20 protein-coding genes and 1 tRNA gene are annotated in these 20,409 nt (G+C 59.4%); 4 read left to right on the forward strand and 17 right to left on the reverse strand.

What is annotated here, in order from left to right; all coding sequences use genetic code 11:
• Position 1: 1 nt before the first annotated feature.
• The 5 genes from cysW to dibA form a co-directional block, all read right to left on the reverse strand.
• The gene (gene cysW, locus ACYZTK_RS14480; protein WP_462010522.1) at positions 2–871 is read right to left on the reverse strand and encodes a sulfate ABC transporter permease subunit CysW; all 870 of its coding nucleotides are present in this window, start codon (positions 869–871) and stop codon (positions 2–4) included.
• A 12-nt stretch (positions 872–883) separates the two neighbouring features.
• Positions 884–1,702, reverse strand: coding sequence for a sulfate ABC transporter permease subunit CysT (gene cysT, locus ACYZTK_RS14485; protein WP_462010523.1), 819 nt, complete (start codon positions 1,700–1,702; stop codon positions 884–886).
• Between the two features lie 163 nt (positions 1,703–1,865).
• A complete protein-coding gene (locus ACYZTK_RS14490) occupies positions 1,866–2,879 on the reverse strand; it encodes a sulfate ABC transporter substrate-binding protein (protein WP_462010524.1) in 1,014 nt (337 codons plus the stop codon).
• A gap of 78 nt (positions 2,880–2,957) precedes the next feature.
• A complete protein-coding gene (oscA, locus tag ACYZTK_RS14495; protein ID WP_022643503.1) occupies positions 2,958–3,140 on the reverse strand; it encodes a sulfur starvation response protein OscA in 183 nt (60 codons plus the stop codon).
• A 202-nt stretch (positions 3,141–3,342) separates the two neighbouring features.
• Positions 3,343–5,262, reverse strand: a complete 1,920-nt coding sequence (gene dibA, locus ACYZTK_RS14500) for a phosphodiesterase DibA (RefSeq protein WP_462010525.1) — start codon at positions 5,260–5,262, stop codon at positions 3,343–3,345.
• 146 nt (positions 5,263–5,408) lie between these two features.
• Here dibA and desA point away from each other — a divergent pair, with 146 nt between their 5' ends.
• A complete protein-coding gene (gene desA / locus ACYZTK_RS14505) occupies positions 5,409–6,593 on the forward strand; it encodes a delta-9 fatty acid desaturase DesA (RefSeq protein WP_462010526.1) in 1,185 nt (394 codons plus the stop codon).
• Positions 6,594–6,782: 189 nt separating this feature from the next.
• On the forward strand, positions 6,783–7,772 hold the full coding sequence (locus ACYZTK_RS14510) for a GGDEF domain-containing protein (RefSeq protein ID WP_462010527.1): 990 nt from the start codon (positions 6,783–6,785) through the stop codon (positions 7,770–7,772).
• A 182-nt stretch (positions 7,773–7,954) separates the two neighbouring features.
• Here ACYZTK_RS14510 and ACYZTK_RS14515 read toward each other — a convergent pair whose 3' ends face one another.
• The 3 genes from ACYZTK_RS14515 to gabD all read right to left on the reverse strand — a co-directional run bounded on the left by ACYZTK_RS14515 (position 7,955) and on the right by gabD (position 12,202).
• A complete protein-coding gene (locus ACYZTK_RS14515) occupies positions 7,955–9,169 on the reverse strand; it encodes an HDOD domain-containing protein (protein WP_462010528.1) in 1,215 nt (404 codons plus the stop codon).
• 127 nt (positions 9,170–9,296) lie between these two features.
• Complete coding sequence (gene gabT / locus ACYZTK_RS14520; RefSeq protein ID WP_462010529.1) at positions 9,297–10,574, reverse strand: 4-aminobutyrate--2-oxoglutarate transaminase; 1,278 nt, start codon at positions 10,572–10,574, stop codon at positions 9,297–9,299.
• A 185-nt stretch (positions 10,575–10,759) separates the two neighbouring features.
• Positions 10,760–12,202, reverse strand: coding sequence for an NADP-dependent succinate-semialdehyde dehydrogenase (gene gabD, locus ACYZTK_RS14525; protein ID WP_428276561.1), 1,443 nt, complete (start codon positions 12,200–12,202; stop codon positions 10,760–10,762).
• 347 nt (positions 12,203–12,549) lie between these two features.
• Here gabD and ACYZTK_RS14530 point away from each other — a divergent pair.
• Positions 12,550–12,626 (forward strand) — tRNA-Arg (locus tag ACYZTK_RS14530).
• Between the two features lie 157 nt (positions 12,627–12,783).
• On the opposite strand, the gene ACYZTK_RS14535 is transcribed toward ACYZTK_RS14530, so the two are convergent.
• The 7 genes from ACYZTK_RS14535 to ACYZTK_RS14565 all read right to left on the reverse strand — a co-directional run bounded on the left by ACYZTK_RS14535 (position 12,784) and on the right by ACYZTK_RS14565 (position 17,232).
• Entirely contained in the window at positions 12,784–13,065 is a 282-nt protein-coding gene (locus ACYZTK_RS14535) for a BrnA antitoxin family protein (protein ID WP_462010530.1), read from the reverse strand.
• Positions 13,025–13,297 (reverse strand): BrnT family toxin, encoded by a 273-nt coding sequence (locus ACYZTK_RS14540; protein WP_462010531.1) that lies wholly within the window; start codon positions 13,295–13,297, stop codon positions 13,025–13,027. Before ACYZTK_RS14540 ends, ACYZTK_RS14535 begins: the two co-directional genes overlap by 41 nt.
• A gap of 102 nt (positions 13,298–13,399) precedes the next feature.
• Positions 13,400–13,669 carry a hypothetical protein gene (locus tag ACYZTK_RS14545; protein ID WP_462010532.1) on the reverse strand — a complete coding sequence of 90 codons (270 nt, stop codon included), beginning with the start codon at positions 13,667–13,669 and terminating at the stop codon, positions 13,400–13,402.
• A gap of 20 nt (positions 13,670–13,689) precedes the next feature.
• A complete protein-coding gene (locus ACYZTK_RS14550; RefSeq protein ID WP_462010533.1) occupies positions 13,690–14,319 on the reverse strand; it encodes a hypothetical protein in 630 nt (209 codons plus the stop codon).
• Positions 14,316–14,897, reverse strand: a complete 582-nt coding sequence (locus tag ACYZTK_RS14555) for an RNA polymerase sigma factor (protein ID WP_462010534.1) — start codon at positions 14,895–14,897, stop codon at positions 14,316–14,318. Before ACYZTK_RS14555 ends, ACYZTK_RS14550 begins: the two co-directional genes overlap by 4 nt.
• A gap of 1 nt (position 14,898) precedes the next feature.
• Complete coding sequence (locus ACYZTK_RS14560) at positions 14,899–16,587, reverse strand: vWA domain-containing protein (RefSeq protein ID WP_462010535.1); 1,689 nt, start codon at positions 16,585–16,587, stop codon at positions 14,899–14,901.
• 84 nt (positions 16,588–16,671) lie between these two features.
• Positions 16,672–17,232, reverse strand: a complete 561-nt coding sequence (locus tag ACYZTK_RS14565) for a YbhB/YbcL family Raf kinase inhibitor-like protein (protein WP_462010536.1) — start codon at positions 17,230–17,232, stop codon at positions 16,672–16,674.
• Positions 17,233–17,888: 656 nt separating this feature from the next.
• Here ACYZTK_RS14565 and ACYZTK_RS14570 point away from each other — a divergent pair.
• A complete protein-coding gene (locus tag ACYZTK_RS14570) occupies positions 17,889–18,236 on the forward strand; it encodes a DUF6124 family protein (protein WP_462010537.1) in 348 nt (115 codons plus the stop codon).
• A gap of 328 nt (positions 18,237–18,564) precedes the next feature.
• Here ACYZTK_RS14570 and pgaD read toward each other — a convergent pair whose 3' ends face one another.
• Both pgaD and pgaC read right to left on the reverse strand, forming a co-directional pair.
• Positions 18,565–19,059, reverse strand: coding sequence for a poly-beta-1,6-N-acetyl-D-glucosamine biosynthesis protein PgaD (gene pgaD / locus ACYZTK_RS14575; RefSeq protein ID WP_462010538.1), 495 nt, complete (start codon positions 19,057–19,059; stop codon positions 18,565–18,567).
• Entirely contained in the window at positions 19,056–20,408 is a 1,353-nt protein-coding gene (gene pgaC / locus ACYZTK_RS14580) for a poly-beta-1,6-N-acetyl-D-glucosamine synthase (RefSeq protein WP_462010539.1), read from the reverse strand. Before pgaC ends, pgaD begins: the two co-directional genes overlap by 4 nt.
• Between the last annotated feature and the right edge of the window lies 1 nt (position 20,409).

Raw genomic sequence — 20,409 nt, forward strand, 5'->3', positions numbered from 1 at the left:
GTTATTCCTCCGCGGCGCTGGCGCGCAGGCGGTTAATACGGTTTTCGCTCCACTGCTTGAGCAGCAGGATGAAGAGCGCCATGATCAGCAACAGGCTCGCTACCGCGAACGCGGCCACGTGGTTGTATTCGTTGTAGAGGATCTCGACGTGCAACGGCAAGGTGTTGGTCACCCCGCGAATGTGCCCGGAAACCACCGACACCGCACCAAACTCACCCATGGCCCGCGCCGTACACAGCACCACGCCATAGATCAGGCCCCATTTGATATTGGGTACGGTGACGTGCCAGAACATCTGCCAGCCATTGGCCCCCAGCAGCCGCGCGGCTTCTTCTTCCTGAGTACCTTGTTCCTGCATCAGCGGGATCAACTCGCGCGCCACGAATGGCACGGTCACGAAGATCGTCGCCAGCACGATGCCCGGCAGGGCAAAGACGATCTGGATGTCGTGATCCTGCAGCCATGGCCCGAACAGGCCCTGGGCGCCAAACATCAGCACGTAGACCAGGCCGGCGATCACCGGCGAAACCGAGAACGGCAGGTCGATCAGGGTCACCAACATACTCTTGCCGCGGAATGAGTACTTGCTCACGCACCAAGCGGCACTCACGCCAAACACTACGTTCAGTGGCACCGAGATGAACACGGCAATCAGGGTCAGTTTCAGCGCCGAGAGCGCGTCGGGTTCGAAGATCGCGGCGAAGAACGCACCGAGACCCAGCTTCAAGCCCTGGGACACCACGATGATCAGCGGCAGCAACAGGAACAGCGCGAACACCAGCCAGCCGAGGCCGATCAGGATCCTGCGTGAGCTGGCACTGCCACGGCGGGCAGCGTTTGAGGAAGCAGCAGCAATAGACGATTGGGACATGTGTGCGCCTCCTTATGGGGTTTCGATACGGCGTTGCAGCAAATTGATCAGCAGCAACAGGACGAAGGAAACCACCAGCATCAACACACCGATGGACGTGGCGCCGGTGTAATCGTACTGGTCGAGCTTGACCATGATCAGGAGCGGCAGAATTTCAGTCTTCATCGGCATGTTACCGGCGATGAAAATCACCGAGCCGTATTCGCCCACCCCGCGGGCAAAGGCCAGGGCAAAGCCGGTCAGCCAGGCTGGTAACAGTGCCGGCACCAGGATATGGCGGAACACCTGGAGAGGTTTGGCACCCAGGCATGCCGCCGCCTCTTCCACTTCGCGAGGGATATCAGCCAGTACTGGCTGTACCGTACGTACCACGAATGGAAGTGTAACGAAGGTCAATGCGAGGGTGATGCCCAATGGGGTATAGGCGATCTTGAAGCCCAGATCCGCCGCCAGCTGGCCAACCCAGCCATTGGGTGCGTACAGCGCCGTCAGGGCGATGCCCGCCACAGCCGTAGGCAAGGCGAAGGGCAAATCGATCATCGCATCGATGATCTTGCGACCCGGGAAGGTATAGCGCACCAGCACCCAGGCGAGCAGCGTGCCGATAATGCCGTTGATGATCGCGGCATAGAACGCAGTACCGAAGCTCAGTTTCAACGCCGCCAGCACTCGGGGTGCGGAGATGATTGCCCAGAACTGATCCCAGGTGAGCTGAGAGGCGTGCACGAACATCGCCGCCAGTGGAATGAGCACAATCAGGCTGAGGTACACCAAGGTGTAGCCCAGCGTCAGCCCGAAGCCGGGTATGACGGGGGAGATACGACGCGACATAAAAGTCCTTGGTTAAAAAGCTATCCGCTAAACGCATGAATGTGGGAGCGGGCTTGCTCGCGAAGGCGGCGTGTCTGACAACTATCAAGTCGCCTGATACACCGCCTTCGCGAGCAAGCCCGCTCCCACATGGCATGAGGCTCGTGGTGTGGCTTGAGTCAGGTTACTGCGCCGAGTAAATCTGGTCGAACACACCACCGTCATTAAAGAATTTCGGTTGGGCAGTCTTCCAGCCGCCGAAGTCTTTGTCGATGGTCACCAGGTCCAGTTTCGGGAACTGCTGGGCGTACTTGGCAGCAACTTCCTTGTCACGTGGACGGTAGAAGTTCTTTGCCGCGATTTCCTGGCCAGCCGGGCTGTACAGGTGCTTGAGATAGGCTTCGGCGATCTGCTCGTTGCCCTTTTTCTCGGCGTTCTTGTCCACCACAGCCACTGGCGGCTCGGCGAGGATCGACAGCGAAGGCACGACAATTTCGAATTTGTCGGCGCCGCCATCTTCTTTCAGTGCCAGGAAGGCTTCGTTTTCCCAGGCCAGCAGCACGTCGCCCTGACCGTTGTTGACGAAGGTGATGGTCGAACCGCGAGCGCCGGTATCCAGTACTGGCACGTGCTTGAACAGGGTCTGTACATATTCCTTGGCCTTGGCTTCGTCACCGCCGTTGGCTTTCAGGCCATAGGCCCAGGCCGCGAGGAAGTTCCAGCGTGCGCCGCCAGAAGTTTTTGGATTCGGAGTGATCACCGACACGTCATTCTTGACCAGGTCGCCCCAGTCTTTGATGCCTTTCGGGTTGCCTTTACGCACCAGGAACACGATGGTCGACGTGTAAGGCGTGCTCGCTTCCGGCAGACGCTTCTGCCAGTCCGCTGGGAGGGTCTTGCCGAGCTTGGCGATTTCGTCAATGTCGCCGGCCAGGGCCAGGGTCACGACGTCGGCACGCAGGCCGTCGATCACCGCACGGCCCTGTTTGCCCGAACCACCGTGGGACTGCTGGATTTTCACCGAGTCGCCAGCGTGATCCTTCTGCCAGAACTTGACGAATTCAGCGTTGTAATCCTGATACAGCTCGCGAGTCGGGTCGTACGACACGTTTAGCAGCTCGTAATCCTTGGCAACCGCGGAACCAGCAAAAAGGGCACTGGCCAGGGCGGCCAAAGCGAAATGACGAATCGACGACATGGTGAAAGCTCCTGGAATTCTGATTGTTTTGGCTTTGTTTGATTTTTTTGGAATCGCGGTGCCCGCAAAAATCGCTGCTTAGCTCGGCTTGTTACCCGGCTGCTGCAAACGGAATTTTTCCTTGCGTTCGATCTGCACGACCTGAGCGTTGTGCACAGTGATTTCCACTGCCCCGAAACGCAGGTCACGCAGTGCGCTCTGGATCTCGCGCAAGATGGTTGCTTCGTCCTGGCCGTCAACGCTACGCAGGGATGCGCTCATGGTGGTGCTCCTTCGACTGAGAGGTTGCCTGGCAGTGGCGGCACTGCTTGCGGCGTAAGGCCAATAGTAGATAGGTGCGGATATTCTTAAAAAGACTATTTAAGAATGTTTATATAACCAGAAGTGATTATTGGTGGGCGCAGCGTTCTCTCACTCCGTAGGAGCTGTCGAGTGAAACGAGGCTGCGATCTTTTCAGCGGGACTAACCGATATGCGGCGCCCGCCCCCAATCAAGCTCCGCCGCCGGCATGGGCCGGGCGAACCAGTAACCCTGGCCGAGATCGCAATCATGCTCGAGCAGCAAAACCGCCTGCTCGACCTGTTCGATCCCTTCGGCATGCACCTGCATGCCCATGCTCTTGGCCAGCGCAATAATGACCCGCACGATCGCCACGTCATCCTCATCCCAAGGCAACCCCGCAACAAAACCCTGGTCGATCTTGAGCTTCTGCACCGGCAACCGCTTGAGCCGCAGCAATGATGAGTATCCGGTACCAAAATCATCGATGGCCAGGCGCACGCCCAATTCGCGCAGGCGATGCATCTGTTCCAGCGCCACCTCGGGCTCATCCATGACCGCGCTCTCGGTCACTTCCAGCTCCAGATACCCGGGCTGCAATCCGCTGTCGCGCAGCACCTGGGCCACCTGTTGATACAACTCACGGCGGGCAAACAGGCGCGACGACACATTCACCGCGACAAACGACAACAGCACGCCGGCCCGCTGCCACTGGCACATCTGCTGACACGCCTGCTGCATGACCCAGGCATCGATTTCCGCGATCAGGCCGGTGCGCTCGGCGATGGGAATGAATTCCGCCGGCGAGACCAGCCCACGCAGCGGATGCTCCCAACGCACCAGCGCTTCGACACCGATCAGGCGACTGGTCTTCAGGTCGTGAACCGGCTGGTAATGCACTCGCAGCTCCTGCTGCTCCAGAGCCCGACGCAACTCGAACGCGGTCTCGACGCGCTGCTGGGCCTGGGCAGTCAGCTCTTCGGTGTACAGGGCGTAGCTGTTGCGCCCAGCGCTCTTGGCCTTGGACAGCGCCGAGTCGGCATTACGCAGCAGCTGCTCAGCGGTCAGCGCGTCACTGGGGAACAGGCTGATACCGACGCTGGCATTGATGAACAGCTGGTTGCCGTCGAGATGGAACGGCTCCCTGAAACCATCGATGATCCGCTGGGCGAGCGCCGCAGCCTGGACCAATTGCGGGCATGCCTCGGCGAGCACGGCAAACTCATCGCCGCCCAGGCGCGAGAGGGTAATGCCCGGCCCGAACATTGCTTTCAGGCGCTCGGCCACGGCCTTGAGCAACTGATCGCCGATAGTGTGACCGAGACTGTCGTTGATCATCTTGAAGTGATCCAGATCGATTACCAGCAACGCGCAGCCCCGCTTGTGCACCTGGGCCGATGCCACAGCCTGTTCGGCGCGGTCCGTGAACAGCAGGCGATTGGGCAGGTCGGTCAGGGGGTCGTGATGAGCCAGGTGAGTCAGCTCATGCTCGGAGTTCTTGATCGCACTGATGTCGGAAAATACCGCCACGTACTGGCTGACGTGGCCGTCATCGTCGCGAACGATACGGATCGTCTGCCATTGCGGGTAAATCTCGCCACTTTTGCGCCGATTCCAGATTTCCCCGCTCCACTCCTCAGTGCCGCTGAGCGTGGCAAACATCGCCTGGTAGAAACTCGGCGGATGGTGGCCGGATTTGAACAGGCTCGGTTGCTGGCCGATCACTTCGTCGCGCTGATAGCCGGTGATCTGGATGAACGCGCGGTTCACGTGAACGATTGAGCCCTTGGCATTGGTGACCAACACGCCCTCACGGGTACAGTCGAACACTGCGGCGGCCTGGCGCAGGCGCTCGCGGTCGGCGGAGCGCTCACGTAACTGGGCGCCGATGCCGAGGCAGCGGAACAATCGAGTGCGAGCGATGAAAATAATCACCGCGCTCAACACAACCCAGGCATAACCGTTGATCAGTTGCCAACGCAACGCCTCGGCGGAGTCATCGAAGAAACTGTTCAATACGTAGCCGCTGAACGTCAGCCAGACAACGGAGAGCAGCAGGTAAAGCAGCGCTGCACGCAAGGCATCGCGATAGGTGGCAGACATTCGGCCGTCCATGTCCCACAAAAGGGCTGGAATTATAGAGGAAAGAAACATCCAGCCACTCTTATCTGAAAGGGTGACTGGTTTTATCTGCGCGCTTGGTGATAATGCGAGGGCTATTTTTTTCTTTATCGAGGGCCCTACAGCCTATGTGGTACGAAGGTTTTCTTGGCTTGTCGCCCTGGTCACTGGTGGCAGTCACCCTGCTGATGACCCACGTCACAATCATCGGCGTCACAGTCTATCTGCATCGTTATTCAGCCCATCGCTCCCTTGAGCTCAATGCCGGCCTGAAACATTTCTTCCGCTTCTGGCTGTGGTTGACCACGGCGCAGAACACCCGTGAGTGGACTGCTATCCACCGCAAGCATCACGCCAAATGCGAAACCGTCGATGACCCGCACAGCCCGGTCGTCAAAGGGCTGTCCACCGTTTTACGCAAAGGCGCCGAACTGTATCGCGCCGAAGCGGAAAACCCGGAGACCCTGCGTATCTACGGCAAGAACTGCCCGGAAGACTGGATCGAGCGCAACCTGTACAGCCGCTTCCCGCTGCTGGGCGTGGCGATCATGGGCGTGATCGATTTGCTGCTGTTCGGCACCATCGGCATCACCATCTGGGCCATCCAGATGATGTGGATCCCAGTGTGGGCTGCGGGCGTGGTCAATGGCCTGGGCCATGCCATCGGCTATCGCAACTTCGAATGCCGTGACGCGGCCACCAACCTGGTGCCATGGGGCATCCTGATTGGCGGCGAAGAGTTGCACAACAACCATCACACCTACCCAAACTCGGCAAAACTGTCAGTGAAGAAGTGGGAATTCGACCTGGGCTGGGCGTGGATTCAAGTGTTCAGCTTCCTGCGCCTGGCCAAGGTTCAGCGGGTCGCGCCGATCGCCCATCGGGTTGAAGGCAAAGGCAATCTGGACATGGATACCGCCATGGCGATCCTCAACAATCGCTTCCAGATCATGGCCCAGTACCGCAAATTGGTGATCGCGCCGCTGGTCAAGCAAGAGCTGGAGAAGGTCGATCATTCGGTCCGCCACCAGTTCCACCGCGCCAAGCGCTTGCTGTCGCGGGAAACCAGCTTGCTGGATGAAAAGCACCATATGCGCATCCAGACCATGCTCGAACACAGTCAGGCACTGAAGGTGATCTACGAGAAGCGCCTGGCGTTGCAGCAGATCTGGGTCAAGACCAGCTCCAATGGTCACGATATGCTGGCGGCCATCAAGGACTGGATCCACGAAGCCGAAGCCAGCGGGATTCACTCCCTGCGCGACTTCGCCGATCAGCTTAAAACCTACTCCTTGCGTCCCGCCAACGCCTGATCCTGCGCAGAGCACCTCACCCGGGGTGCTCTGCGACCATGTGCTTACCGCCCGGCGGGAGTACCGCCCCTCTCCCGGACACCCGGGAACTTAGTTTCAAATCCCCTATCTCAACAGCACTTCGCCACCCTGGCGGTCTTCGTTGCAGCCGCTGTCGAACTCGCGGCACTCTCCTTGAGATTTGTGTCGATGGTCGATAAGAAACTACCGGACTCATCCCTGCCACAATGGCCAGAAGCCGCCCAGACCCTGATGGCGCTGATGCGTGCCCAGGGCGAAGTTGCGCGGCTGAGCGAACGCGAACAGCTGTTCAGCTCCCTGCTGGTGAGCGTCAACGCGGTGCTTTGGGCGTTCAACTGGGAAACCCGTCAGATGCTGTACGTCAGCCCCGCTTACGAACGAATTTTTGGCCGATCCGCCGACCTGTTACTCGCCGACTTCAACCAGTGGCGTGACAGCGTTTATCCGGACGATCTGGAAGAAGCCGAGCGCAGCCTGGCCAGCGTGCTGGAAACGGGCGCCGTGGAAGACCGCGAGTATCGGATCATCACCGCCGAAGGCCAGATTCGCTGGTTGAGCGACAAGTGCTTCCTCAACCGTCAGTCCGAGCCGGGGCAGCCACTGATCATCGTCGGCATTGCCGAAGACATCACCGAAAAAAAGCAGCTGGAAACCGAACTGCAACGCCTGGCCACCACCGATGAATTGACCGAGAGCAGCAATCGCCGGCACTTTTTCGAATGCGCCCACCATGAATTCGAACGAGCGCGGACCCAGGGCACGCAACTGTCTTTCCTGATGCTGGATATCGATGACTTCAAGGTCGTCAATGACACCTATGGTCATCAGGAGGGCGACAACGTGCTGCAACGCATCGCTGAATGCGGGCGCGCGGCTTTACGTCGTGGCGATGTGTTCGGGCGCATCGGCGGTGAGGAGTTTGCCGCAGTGTTCCCCGGCTGCGAGCCTGGGGTGGCCATGCAAGTGGCCGAGCGTCTGCAGCGAGAGATTCAGCGCTTGAATTTCAGCCATGATGACCGGGACTTCGGCATCACCATCAGCCAGGGCCTCGCCAGTCTCATGCCTGAGGACGAGAGCATCGACAGCCTGTTTGCCCGGGCGGATGCCGCGATGTACGAAGCCAAGCGCCAGGGCAAGAACCGGATAATCCCCGGCTGACCCCCTGTAGGAGCTGCCGAGAGAAACGAGGCTGCGATCTTTTGATCTTGATTCAGAGCCCCCGAAGATCAAAAGATCGCAGCCTTCGGCAGCTCCTACATGGGTGTGTCAGGTTCATTGTGGTGGCTGACACTCCATCGCGAGCAGGCTCACTCCCACAGAGGGAATGGTCTGCGCCGTGATTATTTTTTGCGCAACCGCATCAACTCCGGCAGGCCAATCTTGAGCAACCGTGCCGTCCGGCTCTTGGCCAGCTCCTCCAGCCCATCATGCTCACCCAATTGCGCCAACTGCGCCGCCATGTTCATCACCAGCGCCTCGCGGGAATAAACCCCGCCACCGAGCTGATACACCGCCGCAATCAGCTCCCGCAGCTCCAGCGGCAGCCGCCAGCGGGTGCGCAGCGCCGAACCGTAGGCGGCGCCGAACCTGGCGAGCGCATCGCCAACCTCCGCGTGATCATCCAATACGCCGCCAGCCTGCTTCCACTCCTGCAAACAGCGCAGCAATGCCAGGTCGCCGAGGCAATGCAGCATGCCCGCGCAATAGCAGCGCTCCTGTTCGAGGTCGAGCAGGCGCGCCAGGGTGCGTGCGTATTCGGCAGTGTGCAGCGACAGGTTCCAATAACGCTCGGCGCAATCCGCCAGCCACGGGTCGCTCAGGCGCGCGCTGCGCTTGAGCGCCAGCCCCAGAATCAAATTCATGCTCTGCCCGGTGCCGAGGCGATGCAGGGCCTGGGAAAGTGTCTGCACCGCAGCCCCATGGTGCCGCGCGGCACTGTTGGCGGCCGCGATCAACACAGCAGTGACTTGCGGATCGGTACGAATTTCATCATGCAGCAGTGTCAGGTCGAGGCCATCGGGATTGAGGCTGCGCCGCACGGCCAGCTGCACATCCGTCATCAGCGGCGCCCCGTCGGCCTGCTCACGGCGGCGTTCGAGATACACCGCCAGGGTCATGCCCGGCGCCAGCGACGGCACTTCGCACAACACTTCTTCCCCGGCATTCAACAGCAACGCCTGCAAGCGTCGGGTCAGGCTTTCCATATTTAGCGGCTTGGTCAGGTAGGCCGCCGGCGCCAATGGCAGGGCCTCGCGCACGCTGACACTGTCGCTGCGGCTGCTCATCAAAATGAATGGCAACGGCGGATTGCGTTTACGCTGGCGTACGTTGCGCAAAACATTGAGCCCATCGACGCCGGGCAATTCCCAATCCGCGATCACCAGATCGTACGGGTTTTGCGACAACAGGTGCAGCGCCTCCTGACCATCTGCGCACAGGTCCAGCCGCGCATCACAGCGCACATTCAGCAACACCTGCTTGAGCAGGTCGCGGGACCAGGGGTCAGCTTCCGCGATCAACACACGCGGCACGGCAGGTAAAACAACAGCAGTCATCTGTAGGCTCCAAGGGCAATGCATGCACCTTAGTCAATGCTGGCCATTCGATACAACCGCATGTGTTTCACGCCCATGAAAAAACCCGCCGAAGCGGGTTTTTTGTCTATCAGGTCACACTTGGAGATCAGAGCTCGGAGAAGCACTCTTCGATGATCGCCAGACCTTTGTCCAGTTGCTCGTCCGGCGAAGTCAGCGGTACCAGCACGCGCAGAACGTTGCCGTAGGTGCCGCACGACAGCAGGATCAGACCCTTGTCGCGGGCCTTGGCCACAACCGAAGCCACTGCAGCAGCGTTCGGCTTGTGGCTGTCGCCGTCAACGAACAGCTCGACCGCGATCATCGCGCCCAGGGCACGCACTTCTCCGATCACCGGGTACTTCGACTGGATGGCTTTGAGGCCAGTGACCAGGCGCTCGCCGACTGCCTTGCAGCGGTCCAGCAGGTGCTCTTCTTCGAACACTTCCATCACGGCCAGGGCCGCCGCGCAAGCGATCGGGCTACCGGCGTAGGTGCCGCCCAGGCCGCCTGGAGCAATGGCGTCCATGTATTCAGCCTTGCCGCACACACCGGCCAACGGGAAGCCGCCAGCGATGGATTTGGCGAAGGTGGTCAGGTCGGCAGCAACGCCCATCTGTTCCATGGCGAAGAAGGTGCCGGTACGGCCTGCGCCAGTCTGCACTTCGTCAGCGATCAGCAGGATGCCGTGCTGGTCGCACAGGGCGCGCAGACGCTTCATGAACTCTTTAGGCGCGACGTAGAAACCGCCTTCGCCCTGAACCGGCTCGATGATGATCGCAGCGATGTCACGCGGCTCGGCATCGTTCTTGAAGATGCGCTCGATGCTGGCGATCGAATCGTCGACGCTCACACCGTGCAGTTCGTTCGGGTACAGCGCGCGGAACACGCCGCCTGGCATCAGGCCCATGCCGGCCGAGTAAGGCACGACTTTACCGGTCAGGCCCAGGGTCATCATGGTGCGCCCGTGGTAAGCGCCAGTGAACGCGATCACGCCGGCACGGCCAGTGGCGGCACGGGCGATTTTCACGGCGTTTTCTACGGCTTCGGAACCGGTGGTGACCAGCAGGGTTTTCTTCTCGAAATCACCTGGCACCTTGGCGTTGATCTTTTCGCACACTTCAACGTACGGTTCGTACGCCAGCACCTGGAAGCAGGTGTGGGTCAGCTTGTTCAGCTGCTCGGTAACGGCGGCGATGATTTTCGGGTGCACGTGACCGGTGTTCAGTACCGCGATACCGCCAGCGAAGTCGATGAATTCGCGACCTTCAACGTCGGTAACGGTAGCGTTCTTCGCGGACTCGGCGAAGATCGGGTGAATCTGGCCAACACCGCGTGGTATAGCGGCTTCGCGGCGTTTCATCAAAGAAGCGTTAGTCTTGCTCATAAAGTCCTCATTCGCCGCTCATCGGGCGGCGTAGCTTAAGGAAAATGTGGCGGGAGATAACTGCGGCAGCATTCGATGATCGACTGCCACAGCACTCCAGGCCACAGAGAAAATTCCGGGCGAAACGCAGAAAGGGTCAGCGCTCTCGTGCCCTTTCCGCTTATTGCAGTACCCGTCTTCCGAGCTTAGATGCCCAGGCAGAGGTATTTTATTTCCAGGTAATCTTCGATGCCGTACTTGGAGCCTTCACGGCCCAGGCCCGACGCCTTGATGCCGCCGAATGGCGCGACTTCGTTGGAGATCAGCCCGGTGTTGACGCCGACCATACCGTATTCCAGGGCTTCAGCCACACGGAACACACGGCCCAGGTCGCGAGCATAGAAGTACGAAGCCAGGCCGAACTCGGTGTCGTTGGACATCGCGATCACTTCAGCTTCATCTTTGAAGCGGAACAGCGGCGCCAATGGACCGAAGGTTTCTTCCTTGGCCACGGCTGCGTTGTTCGGCACGTTGGTCAGGATGGTCGGCTCGAAGAAGTTGCCTTCGATTGACTTGCCACCGGACAGCACGGTCGCGCCTTTGGAAACAGCGTCAGCGATGTGCTCTTTAACCTTGGCCACGGCTTTTTCATCAATCAGCGGGCCAGTGGTGGTGCCGTCTTCCAGACCGTTGCCGATCTTGAGCTTGGACACAGCCACTTTCAGCTTCTCGGCAAACGCGTCATACACCGAATCCTGAATGTACAGACGGTTGGCGCAAACGCAGGTCTGGCCGTTGTTGCGATATTTGGAAATGATCGCGCCTTCGACGGCCTTATCCAGGTCCGCGTCGTCGAACACGATAAATGGCGCGTTGCCGCCCAGTTCCAGGGAAACTTTCTTGATGTCCTTGGCGCATTCAGCCATCAGCTGGCGACCGATTTCAGTCGAGCCGGTGAAGGACAATTTGCGTACGATCGGGTTGCTGGTCAGCTCGCTGCCGATATCGCCGGCGCTGCCGGACACAACGCTGAACACGCCCGCAGGAATGCCGGCACGCTGGGCCAATTCAGCCAGGGCGAACGCCGAAAACGGGGTCTGCGACGCAGGCTTGAGCACCATGGTGCAACCGGCGGCCAGGGCCGGGCCGGCTTTACGGGTGATCATCGCGGCCGGGAAGTTCCACGGAGTAATTGCCGCGGTCACGCCGATTGGCTGCTTGATCACGATCAGGCGCTTGTCTGGCTGGTGGCCCGGAATCACGTCACCGTAGACGCGCTTGGCCTCTTCGGCGAACCATTCGATAAAGGAAGCGGCATAGACGATTTCGCCCTTGGCTTCAGCCAATGGCTTGCCCTGCTCCAGGGTCATCAGGCGAGCCAGGTCGTCCTGGTTTTCGATGATCAGTTCGAACCAGCGACGCAGCTTGTTCGCACGATCCTTGGCGGTCAGGGCACGCCAGGCCGGCAGCGCTTTGTCAGCGGCTTCGATCGCACGACGGGTTTCAGCAGCGCCCATTTTCGGCACGGTGCCCAGAATTTCGCCCGTTGCCGGGTTGTTGACCTTGATCGTCTGACCATTGTCCGCATCAACCCAAGCGCCATCGATGAAGGCTTGCTGGCGGAACAACTGGGTGTCTTTAAGCTGCATGTCGGCTTTCCTTAACAGCACCGCGCCAGGCGCGGAGCGAATTATGATTGTAGAAAGGCGCCTTGAAGGCTGCCGTCAGGGAAATCATCCACCGGGCTGAAGCACATAAATAGCGCGCGGATTGAACTCGCGCGGTTCAGCACCCAGACAAGAGCGTTTGAAATCTCAAACGAATCCTAGGATCAAAGGGGGTAAAGGACAATAGGCTGTTCGAAAAAAAGAACGAAAAGCGCTGTTTTAGCCATTTTTTCTGATCAACGTGGCAAACGCCCGTTCGGCGCCGAAAAACACAAGCTATTCAGCAGCATGGACGCCCACAGTGCTTATGAGTATCATGGCGCCCGCTTGCACCAGTAGCTCAGCTGGATAGAGTACTGCCCTCCGAAGGCAGTGGTCGTGGGTTCGAATCCCGCCTGGTGCACCATAGTAGAAACGAAAAAGCCTCAGGCCGTTGGGTCTGGGGCTTTTTTGTGGGTGTCGTGATCAGGGTTTCGCGAATACACCACATTTTTGTGAGCTGACGACAAACTGGCTGCCGCCGCGTTACTGCTCACCCATGAAGGGGCGAGGCGCACCCGTGGTTAAGCCTTCAATTCGCTGGGCGTGTGCGTTTTGAGCCAGTCGGCCAAGGCGGCATTCATACGTGTTTGCCAGCCTGGCCCTGAGGCCTTGAATTGCGCCAGCACGTCAGCTTCAAGCCGGATGGTTATCCGCTCGCGCACTACGTCCGCCTTGGGCCTGCCGCGCGGAACGAGTCTATTGCCCTTGAATTCGTCGGCGTGCTCAAAGAAGGTATCGGTGAGTTCCGGTGCATCGTCTGGATCAACCCAGACGGCTTCGGTATTGGGTTTGTTCGCGCTCATTGGCTTTCCTCATAGAGATGATGCGACGAGCCTCGCCGCGAGGCGTCCAGACCATCACCACCATTCGACCGTTCAGCAGGCCAACGGTTATAAAGCGGAGCTCTCCGTATTCCTGCCGCATATCCTGGGCGGTGAAGTGGTGACCTGCAAACACGGCAGCAGCGTCGGCAAAATCAACCCCGCGTTCGATCAGGGTCTTGTCACGCTTGGCAGGATCGAAGGTTATTTGCATTGATTTATTGTATGCACATTAAATCAGGCATGCAAGGTATTGCGTCATGACATTAATAGGGTTCGGTGACGCTCCAAATGGAAAAACCGCCGAAGCGGTTTTTCATTCTGTCGCCCAGTCAAACTCGTCGTATTCATCATCCTCATCGTCCTCGAAGTCTTCCTCTTCAAGCGCGCCTTCCACCTCAGCCTCGCCCGCTTCCGGCTGATTCAATAGAAAATCCTTACGGCTCTCGGTAATTGCCCGCCGTAATTCCTCGCCCTTTTCCGGGCAGTTGAGCATTTGGGCGATGCGGTCGATTTTTTTTGTCACGGCATCCTCCAATGCATCGACTATGTCCCGATAGTGCGCGCTTTCGGGCCTTGATGCCAAATCGTCGAGCGTTGTGCCAGTCAGTTTTTCTGCAGGTCCTTGAGTCGGGCGCTGAGGTTTTCGTCGGGAAAGTGTTTGTGCAAGTCAGCTAGTAGTTTATCGGCGGCTTGTTTGTGCCCGGTTTTTTGCAGGCGAAGCACTTCACGCAGTTGCTCATCCAGGGATCTCAATGGGGCCACGGCACGCTTGCTGGCTTTTGCTTCGTCCGCCATGTCGGCACTGAAGGATTGGTCTTGCGCTGGGGCCGCCGACTCCGCCATTGGCGCCGCAGGAGTAGGTGCGGGGAGCGCGCCGATCGGGGCCTTCAGGGAACGCGCGAGCGCTGGTGGCGGTGCACCAGCTTCCTGTTTGGCGACCGGAGCAGATGATTTGGGCACAGGCGCAAAGTCGTAGCTGGGCACTTGCTCAGGCGTGCGCTGCACCAGCGTCAGCATCAGCGCGATCCCGACGAGGCTGGCGAATGCCACTTGCCAGCGAGGTTGCTGGCAGGCGCGAATCCAGCGTTGGCATACGCCTGGCTTCGGCGCAGGCACTGCGCTACGCGCGGCGGCCAGGATCAAGGCGTCGAGATGCGACGGTGGTTCGCCGCTGGCTTGCTCGCGGTAATGTTCGAGCGCTTGGTGATCCGTTTTGTGCTTGGCGTCAGTCATGTGAGTACCTCCTCGGCCAGCAGCCGACGCAGTTTTTGCTGGGCGTAACGCAAGCGGCTCTTGACGGTTTCCAGCGGTGTTTCGGTGAGGGTGGCAATCTGCGGCAGGTCGAGATCGCCGTGGGCGCGCAGCAGGAAGACTTCGCGCTGGTCCGCCGGCAAGGTTTGCAGGGCGGTTTCGAGGCGCTGGGTGTCGCGGCTCAGGCTGAGCAATTGTGCAGGGTCGGCGGAGTCATCTGGCAAGGCGTGGGCTTGTTCGTCGTAGCTGTCGTGCAAGGGGTTGCGAATTCCATGTTTGCGCCAGTGGTCGATCAGTCGATTGCGGGCGATCTGGTACAGCCATGTACGAAAATTCGCCCGGCCTTGTGGCTGACTGGTGCTGCGGATCAGGCTGAGCCAGGTGTCCTGATACACCTCTTCGGCCAGCTCGGATTTGCCGCTGAGGCCGAGCAGGAATCGATACAGTCCCTGACGGTGGCGGGCGTACAGGATCTCGAACGCCGGCCCGTCGCCTGCGCGATAGCGGGCCAGCAGCGACTCGTCGCTGCTGGTGGCTGCACTTGGGGCCGGGGCGGACATGTCAGTGGCTATCTCCAATCAGTACCTGATGTTCGGGGGTTTGCAGGCTCTGCGCCAGCTCGACCAACTGCACGAATTCCGCCCGCAGGCCGAACTGGTCTTCGCCCCTGGCGCCACGGGCCAACGCTTCGGTGTCTTTAAGCGTGAAACTGCCGGTATAGCGACCGTCCTTCAGCTGCTGGGAAAAAGCTGCCACGGCAGCGGCGAATCGCAGGTCGTCGGAGGCTTGACCCACCTGACCAGAAACAATCGGCCGCTCGATCAGGCGACTATTCCCACCTTCAGGCGGTTGATAACGCACTCGCAGCATAGCCATTTCCGCTGTCTTACCAGCGTCAACCGTGGTGGCCTGACTGTAGCGCAGCGGCTCCAGCCAACCTTTCTCGCCCTTCGGAACAATTTCGTACAGTGCCGTGACCGTATGTCCTGCACCGATCTCACCTGCGTCAACCTTGTCATTGCTGAAATCTTCACGCTTCAGGGTGCGATTCTCATAGCCCAGCAGGCGGTACTCGCTGACCTGCGCCGGATTGAATTCCACTTGCAGCTTCACGTTCTTCGCCACGACGGCCAGGGTTGAGCCGAGCTGGTCTACCAGCACCTTGCGCGCTTCGCGCAGGTTATCGATATAGGCATAGTTGCCATCGCCAGCGTCGGCCAGTTGCTCCATCAGGTGTTCATTGTAGTTATCCACACCGAAACCCAGGGTGGTCAGGGAAACGCCGGTCTTGCGCTTGTCTGCGGCCATTTGCTTAAGACTGTCGAAGTCGCTGGCGCCTACGTTGAAGTCACCGTCGGTGGCCAGCAGGATGCGGTTGATACCTTTAGGGATAAACGCTTGCCGGGCCATCTGGTAGGCCAGTTCGATGCCCGACGGGCCAGCGGTCGAACCGCCCGCTGATAACTGATCAATAGCTGTACGAATCTTCGCTTTTTCCCGTCCGGAAGTCGGCTCCAGCACCACTCGCGATTCACCGGCGTAAACCACCAGCGACACACGATCCTGATCACGCAGTTGATCGACCAGCAACTTCAGTGTGCTTTTGACCAGCGGCAGGCCTTCGCGGCGGTCCATCGAGCCCGACACATCCACCAGGAACACCAGGTTCGCCGGGGCCAGATCTGCCACTGCGCGGTCGGAGGCCTTGATGCCGATGCGCAGCAAGCGTGTATGCGGGTTCCAGGGCGATGGCGCGAGTTCCGTGGTTACGCCAAAAGGCGAGCCGTCAGTAGGCAAGCCGTAATCGTAGGGGAAGTAATTGACCATCTCTTCCAGGCGCACCGCACCTTCGGGTGGCAGGCGACCCTGGTTGAGCAAGCGCCGGACATTGGCGTAGGCCCCGGTATCGACGTCAGCGCTGAAAGTAGAAACCGGCACTTCAGCCACGCGGTGGATCGGGTTATCGGCCAACGCCTGGTATTGCTCGCGCTGCTCGTCCTGATAGCCAGCGGGGGATGCTTCGGGCATCGGCGCAAAAGTCGCCAGTGGCGCCGCTCGGACGGCACGCTTGACCATTGAGCTATCGCCACGGACCAAAGCTTCGGTCTTCAGCTCTGCCTGGGCGGGAGCAGCGGCAACCACCGTTGTGGCTTCCGGTGTGGACGAAACACCGCAACCGGCCACCGCCAGTAGCAGGCCAGCGGCGAAACCCTGGGCCGCCGGGCGGAGGAAATGCAGAGGGAGAGACATGGGGCTGACCTCAAGGAAGATGATCCATTCATCCTCTGAGACGGGCAGCCCGGCAGGTTCGGGTTAACTCATCTGAAAAAAATATCAGCGGTGATATCGACGCACCACGCTGCTGTTCTTCAGCACATGACCTTTGATTTTTTCCAGCAGCTGCGTACGCGTCAAGCCGGCAGGCAAAGCGTCCGGGGCCAGGTCAAGGGCGTAGAGCTGAATGATGTAGTGATGAGCACTGTCGCCAACCGGCGGGCAAGGACCGACGTAGGCTTTGGTGCCCTTGCTGTTCATCCCGCCGACGCCTTCGACCGGCGCCTTGGTGCCTGCGCCTTCGGCAATCTGGTGAGTCGAGGCCTTGATGCCGTAGTGCAGCCAATGGTCGACACCCTGGCCTTTTTGCCCGTCAGGGTCGTGCATGACGATCGCGTAGCTCAAAGTGCCCACCGGACCGGCGTTCCAGTTCAGCGCCGGCGAAATGTTGCGACCGCCGCAACCTTCAGCGTCGCTTGCGGCTGCAGAGGTGAACAGCCGGTCGTCTGACACTCCTGGGATATTCACGGTGAAACGTTCCTGGGCCTGCGCCGGCAATTGCACGCAAAAGGCAACTGCGAGGGCCGCCAGCCAAGGGGTCAGTGAGGTCGATCGGTTCATTCCGGAGCACCTTGTGCGGGTTGGGCCATCGTCGGCCTGCGAACTATAGCCGTACCGTTGGTGCCGTGGCAGTGGGATTTGGCTGAACCTCGCGATCGGCGGCCCAGCCTTAAAAGTATCTCGAACGAGCACGGCGGCTAATCCGGGAAATACAATAAGAGTTCTTTGCCGACGTATCCCCTGTAGGAGCTGCCGAAGGCTGCGATCTTTTGATTTTCAAGATCAAAAGATCGCAGCCTTCGGCAGCTCCTACGGGGTCAGCATTTCAACTCCGTCTGGCCCTTCGCGAGCAGGATCGCTCCTACAGAAAAGTGTATGTGTTTAATCCCTTTTCAGATCATTTCCTGGAGGCTACAGCGCCTTGCGCATTTGCCTACAGGTACGCCAGAATCCGCCGGCTTGTGCGCCTTGGCGCGGGTCAGTAACTTGATTCGGTCACCGATTCTCGGTGATCGGGTTTAGTAGCCCGTGGTATTTGAAGAGTGCACAGGTGACTGTCCGACAGGTATCTACATACCTGAGCTTGATGGTGGCTGTGCGTAGGGCGTCCTCGGGCGCGCCGGCTTTCTTCATTTCCCCGGTCTACTAACCTGCGTACAGCCGCCACCCCTTGTATTAGTAGCGAGGAGTGGTTGCCTCATCAGGAAATGGAAATCATGTTCAAAGTAACGCCAAATCCGCCAGACGCGGACGCCGCAACGCTGTCAGATAATCCAGATTCAAATCTCTCTCCCGGAACCGTCAAACAGACAGCCTCGTTCGCTGAAATTAGAGCTACGCCCCGCAATCTCTGCACGTTGTTTACTGTCAGTCCCGAACTCGATATCGAAGCCTTGTTAACCTATGCGTGCGAAACGCTGGCGTCGGCTAATGTCATGGCTAATGATCTGGTAGACCATATGGAGGGGACTTCACGTAATAGCCTGCTGGGCATTGCGCAGGTAATCATGCTGGGTGAGTTGGCGGTGAATCGGGCGCTCGATCAACTGGAGGTCCCGGGGTAGCACCGATCCCCTGACCACCCCGTAGGAGCTGCCGAAGGCTGCGATCTTTTGATTTTCAAGATCAAAAGATCGCAGCCTTCGGCAGCTCCTACAGGGTCAGCATTTCATTTGTGTATGGCCTTACACGGGCAGGCTCGCACACATTGAACTGTGCACTACTTGTGATCGACACAAAACCTGTGGGAGCCGGGCTTGCCCGCGATGGCATTGTGTCAGGCAGTGATTCAGTGACTGGATGGCCGCCATCGCGAGCAAGCTTGGCTCCCACAGGTGATCGTGGTGTAAAACAGAAATCGAGCCCGGCCTCGCTCCCACATTTGCTTGTGATTCAGTGCTGCTGCAGTGGCTCATCTTCCGCCGGCAAACGAATCGCCAGCGGCAACGCTCTTCGATCCGCAGCGATGCGGAAAAAATGCGGCAGCACCTGGCTGATGTGGCCTTCCTGGTCATTGTGAATGGTCATCGAACCGGGCATGCGCAGTTGTTCCAGTCGGTCGCCCGTCAGGTGGAAGCTCTTGCGCAGGCCTTGGTCGTTGACCACCGGCGCAGGCAGGCGTCGTTGGGCGTAGCTGCGGCTTTTGCGATGCTGGTAGCGGGCCCAGGAAATCAGGATCACCGCGTTGATCAGCGCCACCCACAGGTAGATTTGCAGTGTGCCCAGCGCGTCGAATACTGCTGCATCGATACGCGGCCCATTCTGCCTGTCGACCAGCGGCCAGAGCCCGGTCACCAGCAGATAGAGCAGGCCGATCCAGGCCAGGACCGTGAAAAATGCGTCGATCACTACCAGGAACGGACGCTGTCGGGTTCTGATGATTTTCATCGAATAACTTCCTCTTCGTCATTAATTGGCTTGATGCCACGGTCCGGGCTGACCCAGCGCGCACGTTTCTGGTGTTGCCGGAACAGCACTTTCGGGAAGCTGACCAAGGTGGTGAGCAGGCTGATCAGCCAGAACACCAACGGATACCAGACCACCCAGAACATGGTTTTCCACAGACCCTTCTCGTAGCGGCGATCGATCAGGATGCTGATGGCGAATTGCATGAGGCAGACCACCGCCAGCAACAGGCCGGTGAAGGCTGGCGGCATCAGGTTATCCACCGCGATGGCGGCCGGCATGTGGATGAACTTGCCCAGGACCCAGAAGATCACCGACAGCAGGAAAGTGAACGCCCAGCCGGTCGACAGGCAGTATTCGAACAACAGTGGCCAGAGATAACGATGACGGTATTGCCAGATGCCGCGAATATTCTTGAACAGCACTTCGGCGCCACCCTGGGCCCAGCGCAGTCGCTGTTTCCACAGGCCGCCAAGGGTTTCCGGCATGAGGATCCAGCACAGCGCGCGTGGCTCGTAGAAAATGCTCCAGTGGTCGAGTTGCAGTTTCCAGCTGATATCGATGTCTTCGGTGATCATCTCGGGGCTCCAGTAGTCGACCCGGTTCAGGGCCGTACGACGGAACGCTACGATCACGCCGGAGACCGTGAAGATTCGTCCGAACACCCGCTGGGTGCGCTTGATCAACCCGATGATCGAGGAGAACTCGCCGACCTGCACGCGCCCTACCAGGGTTGAGCGAGTGCGGATGCGCGGGTTGCCGGTAACCGCGCCCAGACGTGCATTGTCGAGCATCGGCGCCACCAGATAAGCGGCGGTGTTCGGTGCCAACAACGCATCGCCGTCGATGCACACCAGGTACTCACTACGCGCTGCAATGGCGCCCATGCGCAGGGCGACCGCCTTGCCCTGGTTTTCCGCCAGGTGCAGCACACGCAACCGTGGATCCAGCACCGACAGCGCGTCGAGCACGGCACCGGTGTTGTCTTTAGAGCCATCGTTGATCGCGATGACTTCGATGTTCGGGTAGTGCTGGGCCAGCGCCGCGTGGATGGTGTCGGCGACGTTTTCCCCTTCGTTGAAGCAAGGGATCAGGATCGAAATCAACGGTTCACCGGCCAGTGGAGGTGGCAGGGTGTCGTCCTTCCAGGGCCAGTGGCGCTCCCAGTGCAGCCAGAAGTACAGGCCACCGGCGATCCACAATGCCGACATGAACAATGGATAGAAGAACACGAAGTCCATCAGGAATTGCCCGGTAAGCAGGAAGATCAGCCCCAGGGGAATCCCGAGGACGATCGCCAGTATCGACACGGCCAGGAGTCTATCCAGCATG

Source organism: Pseudomonas sp. LB3P31 (genome assembly GCF_054897945.1).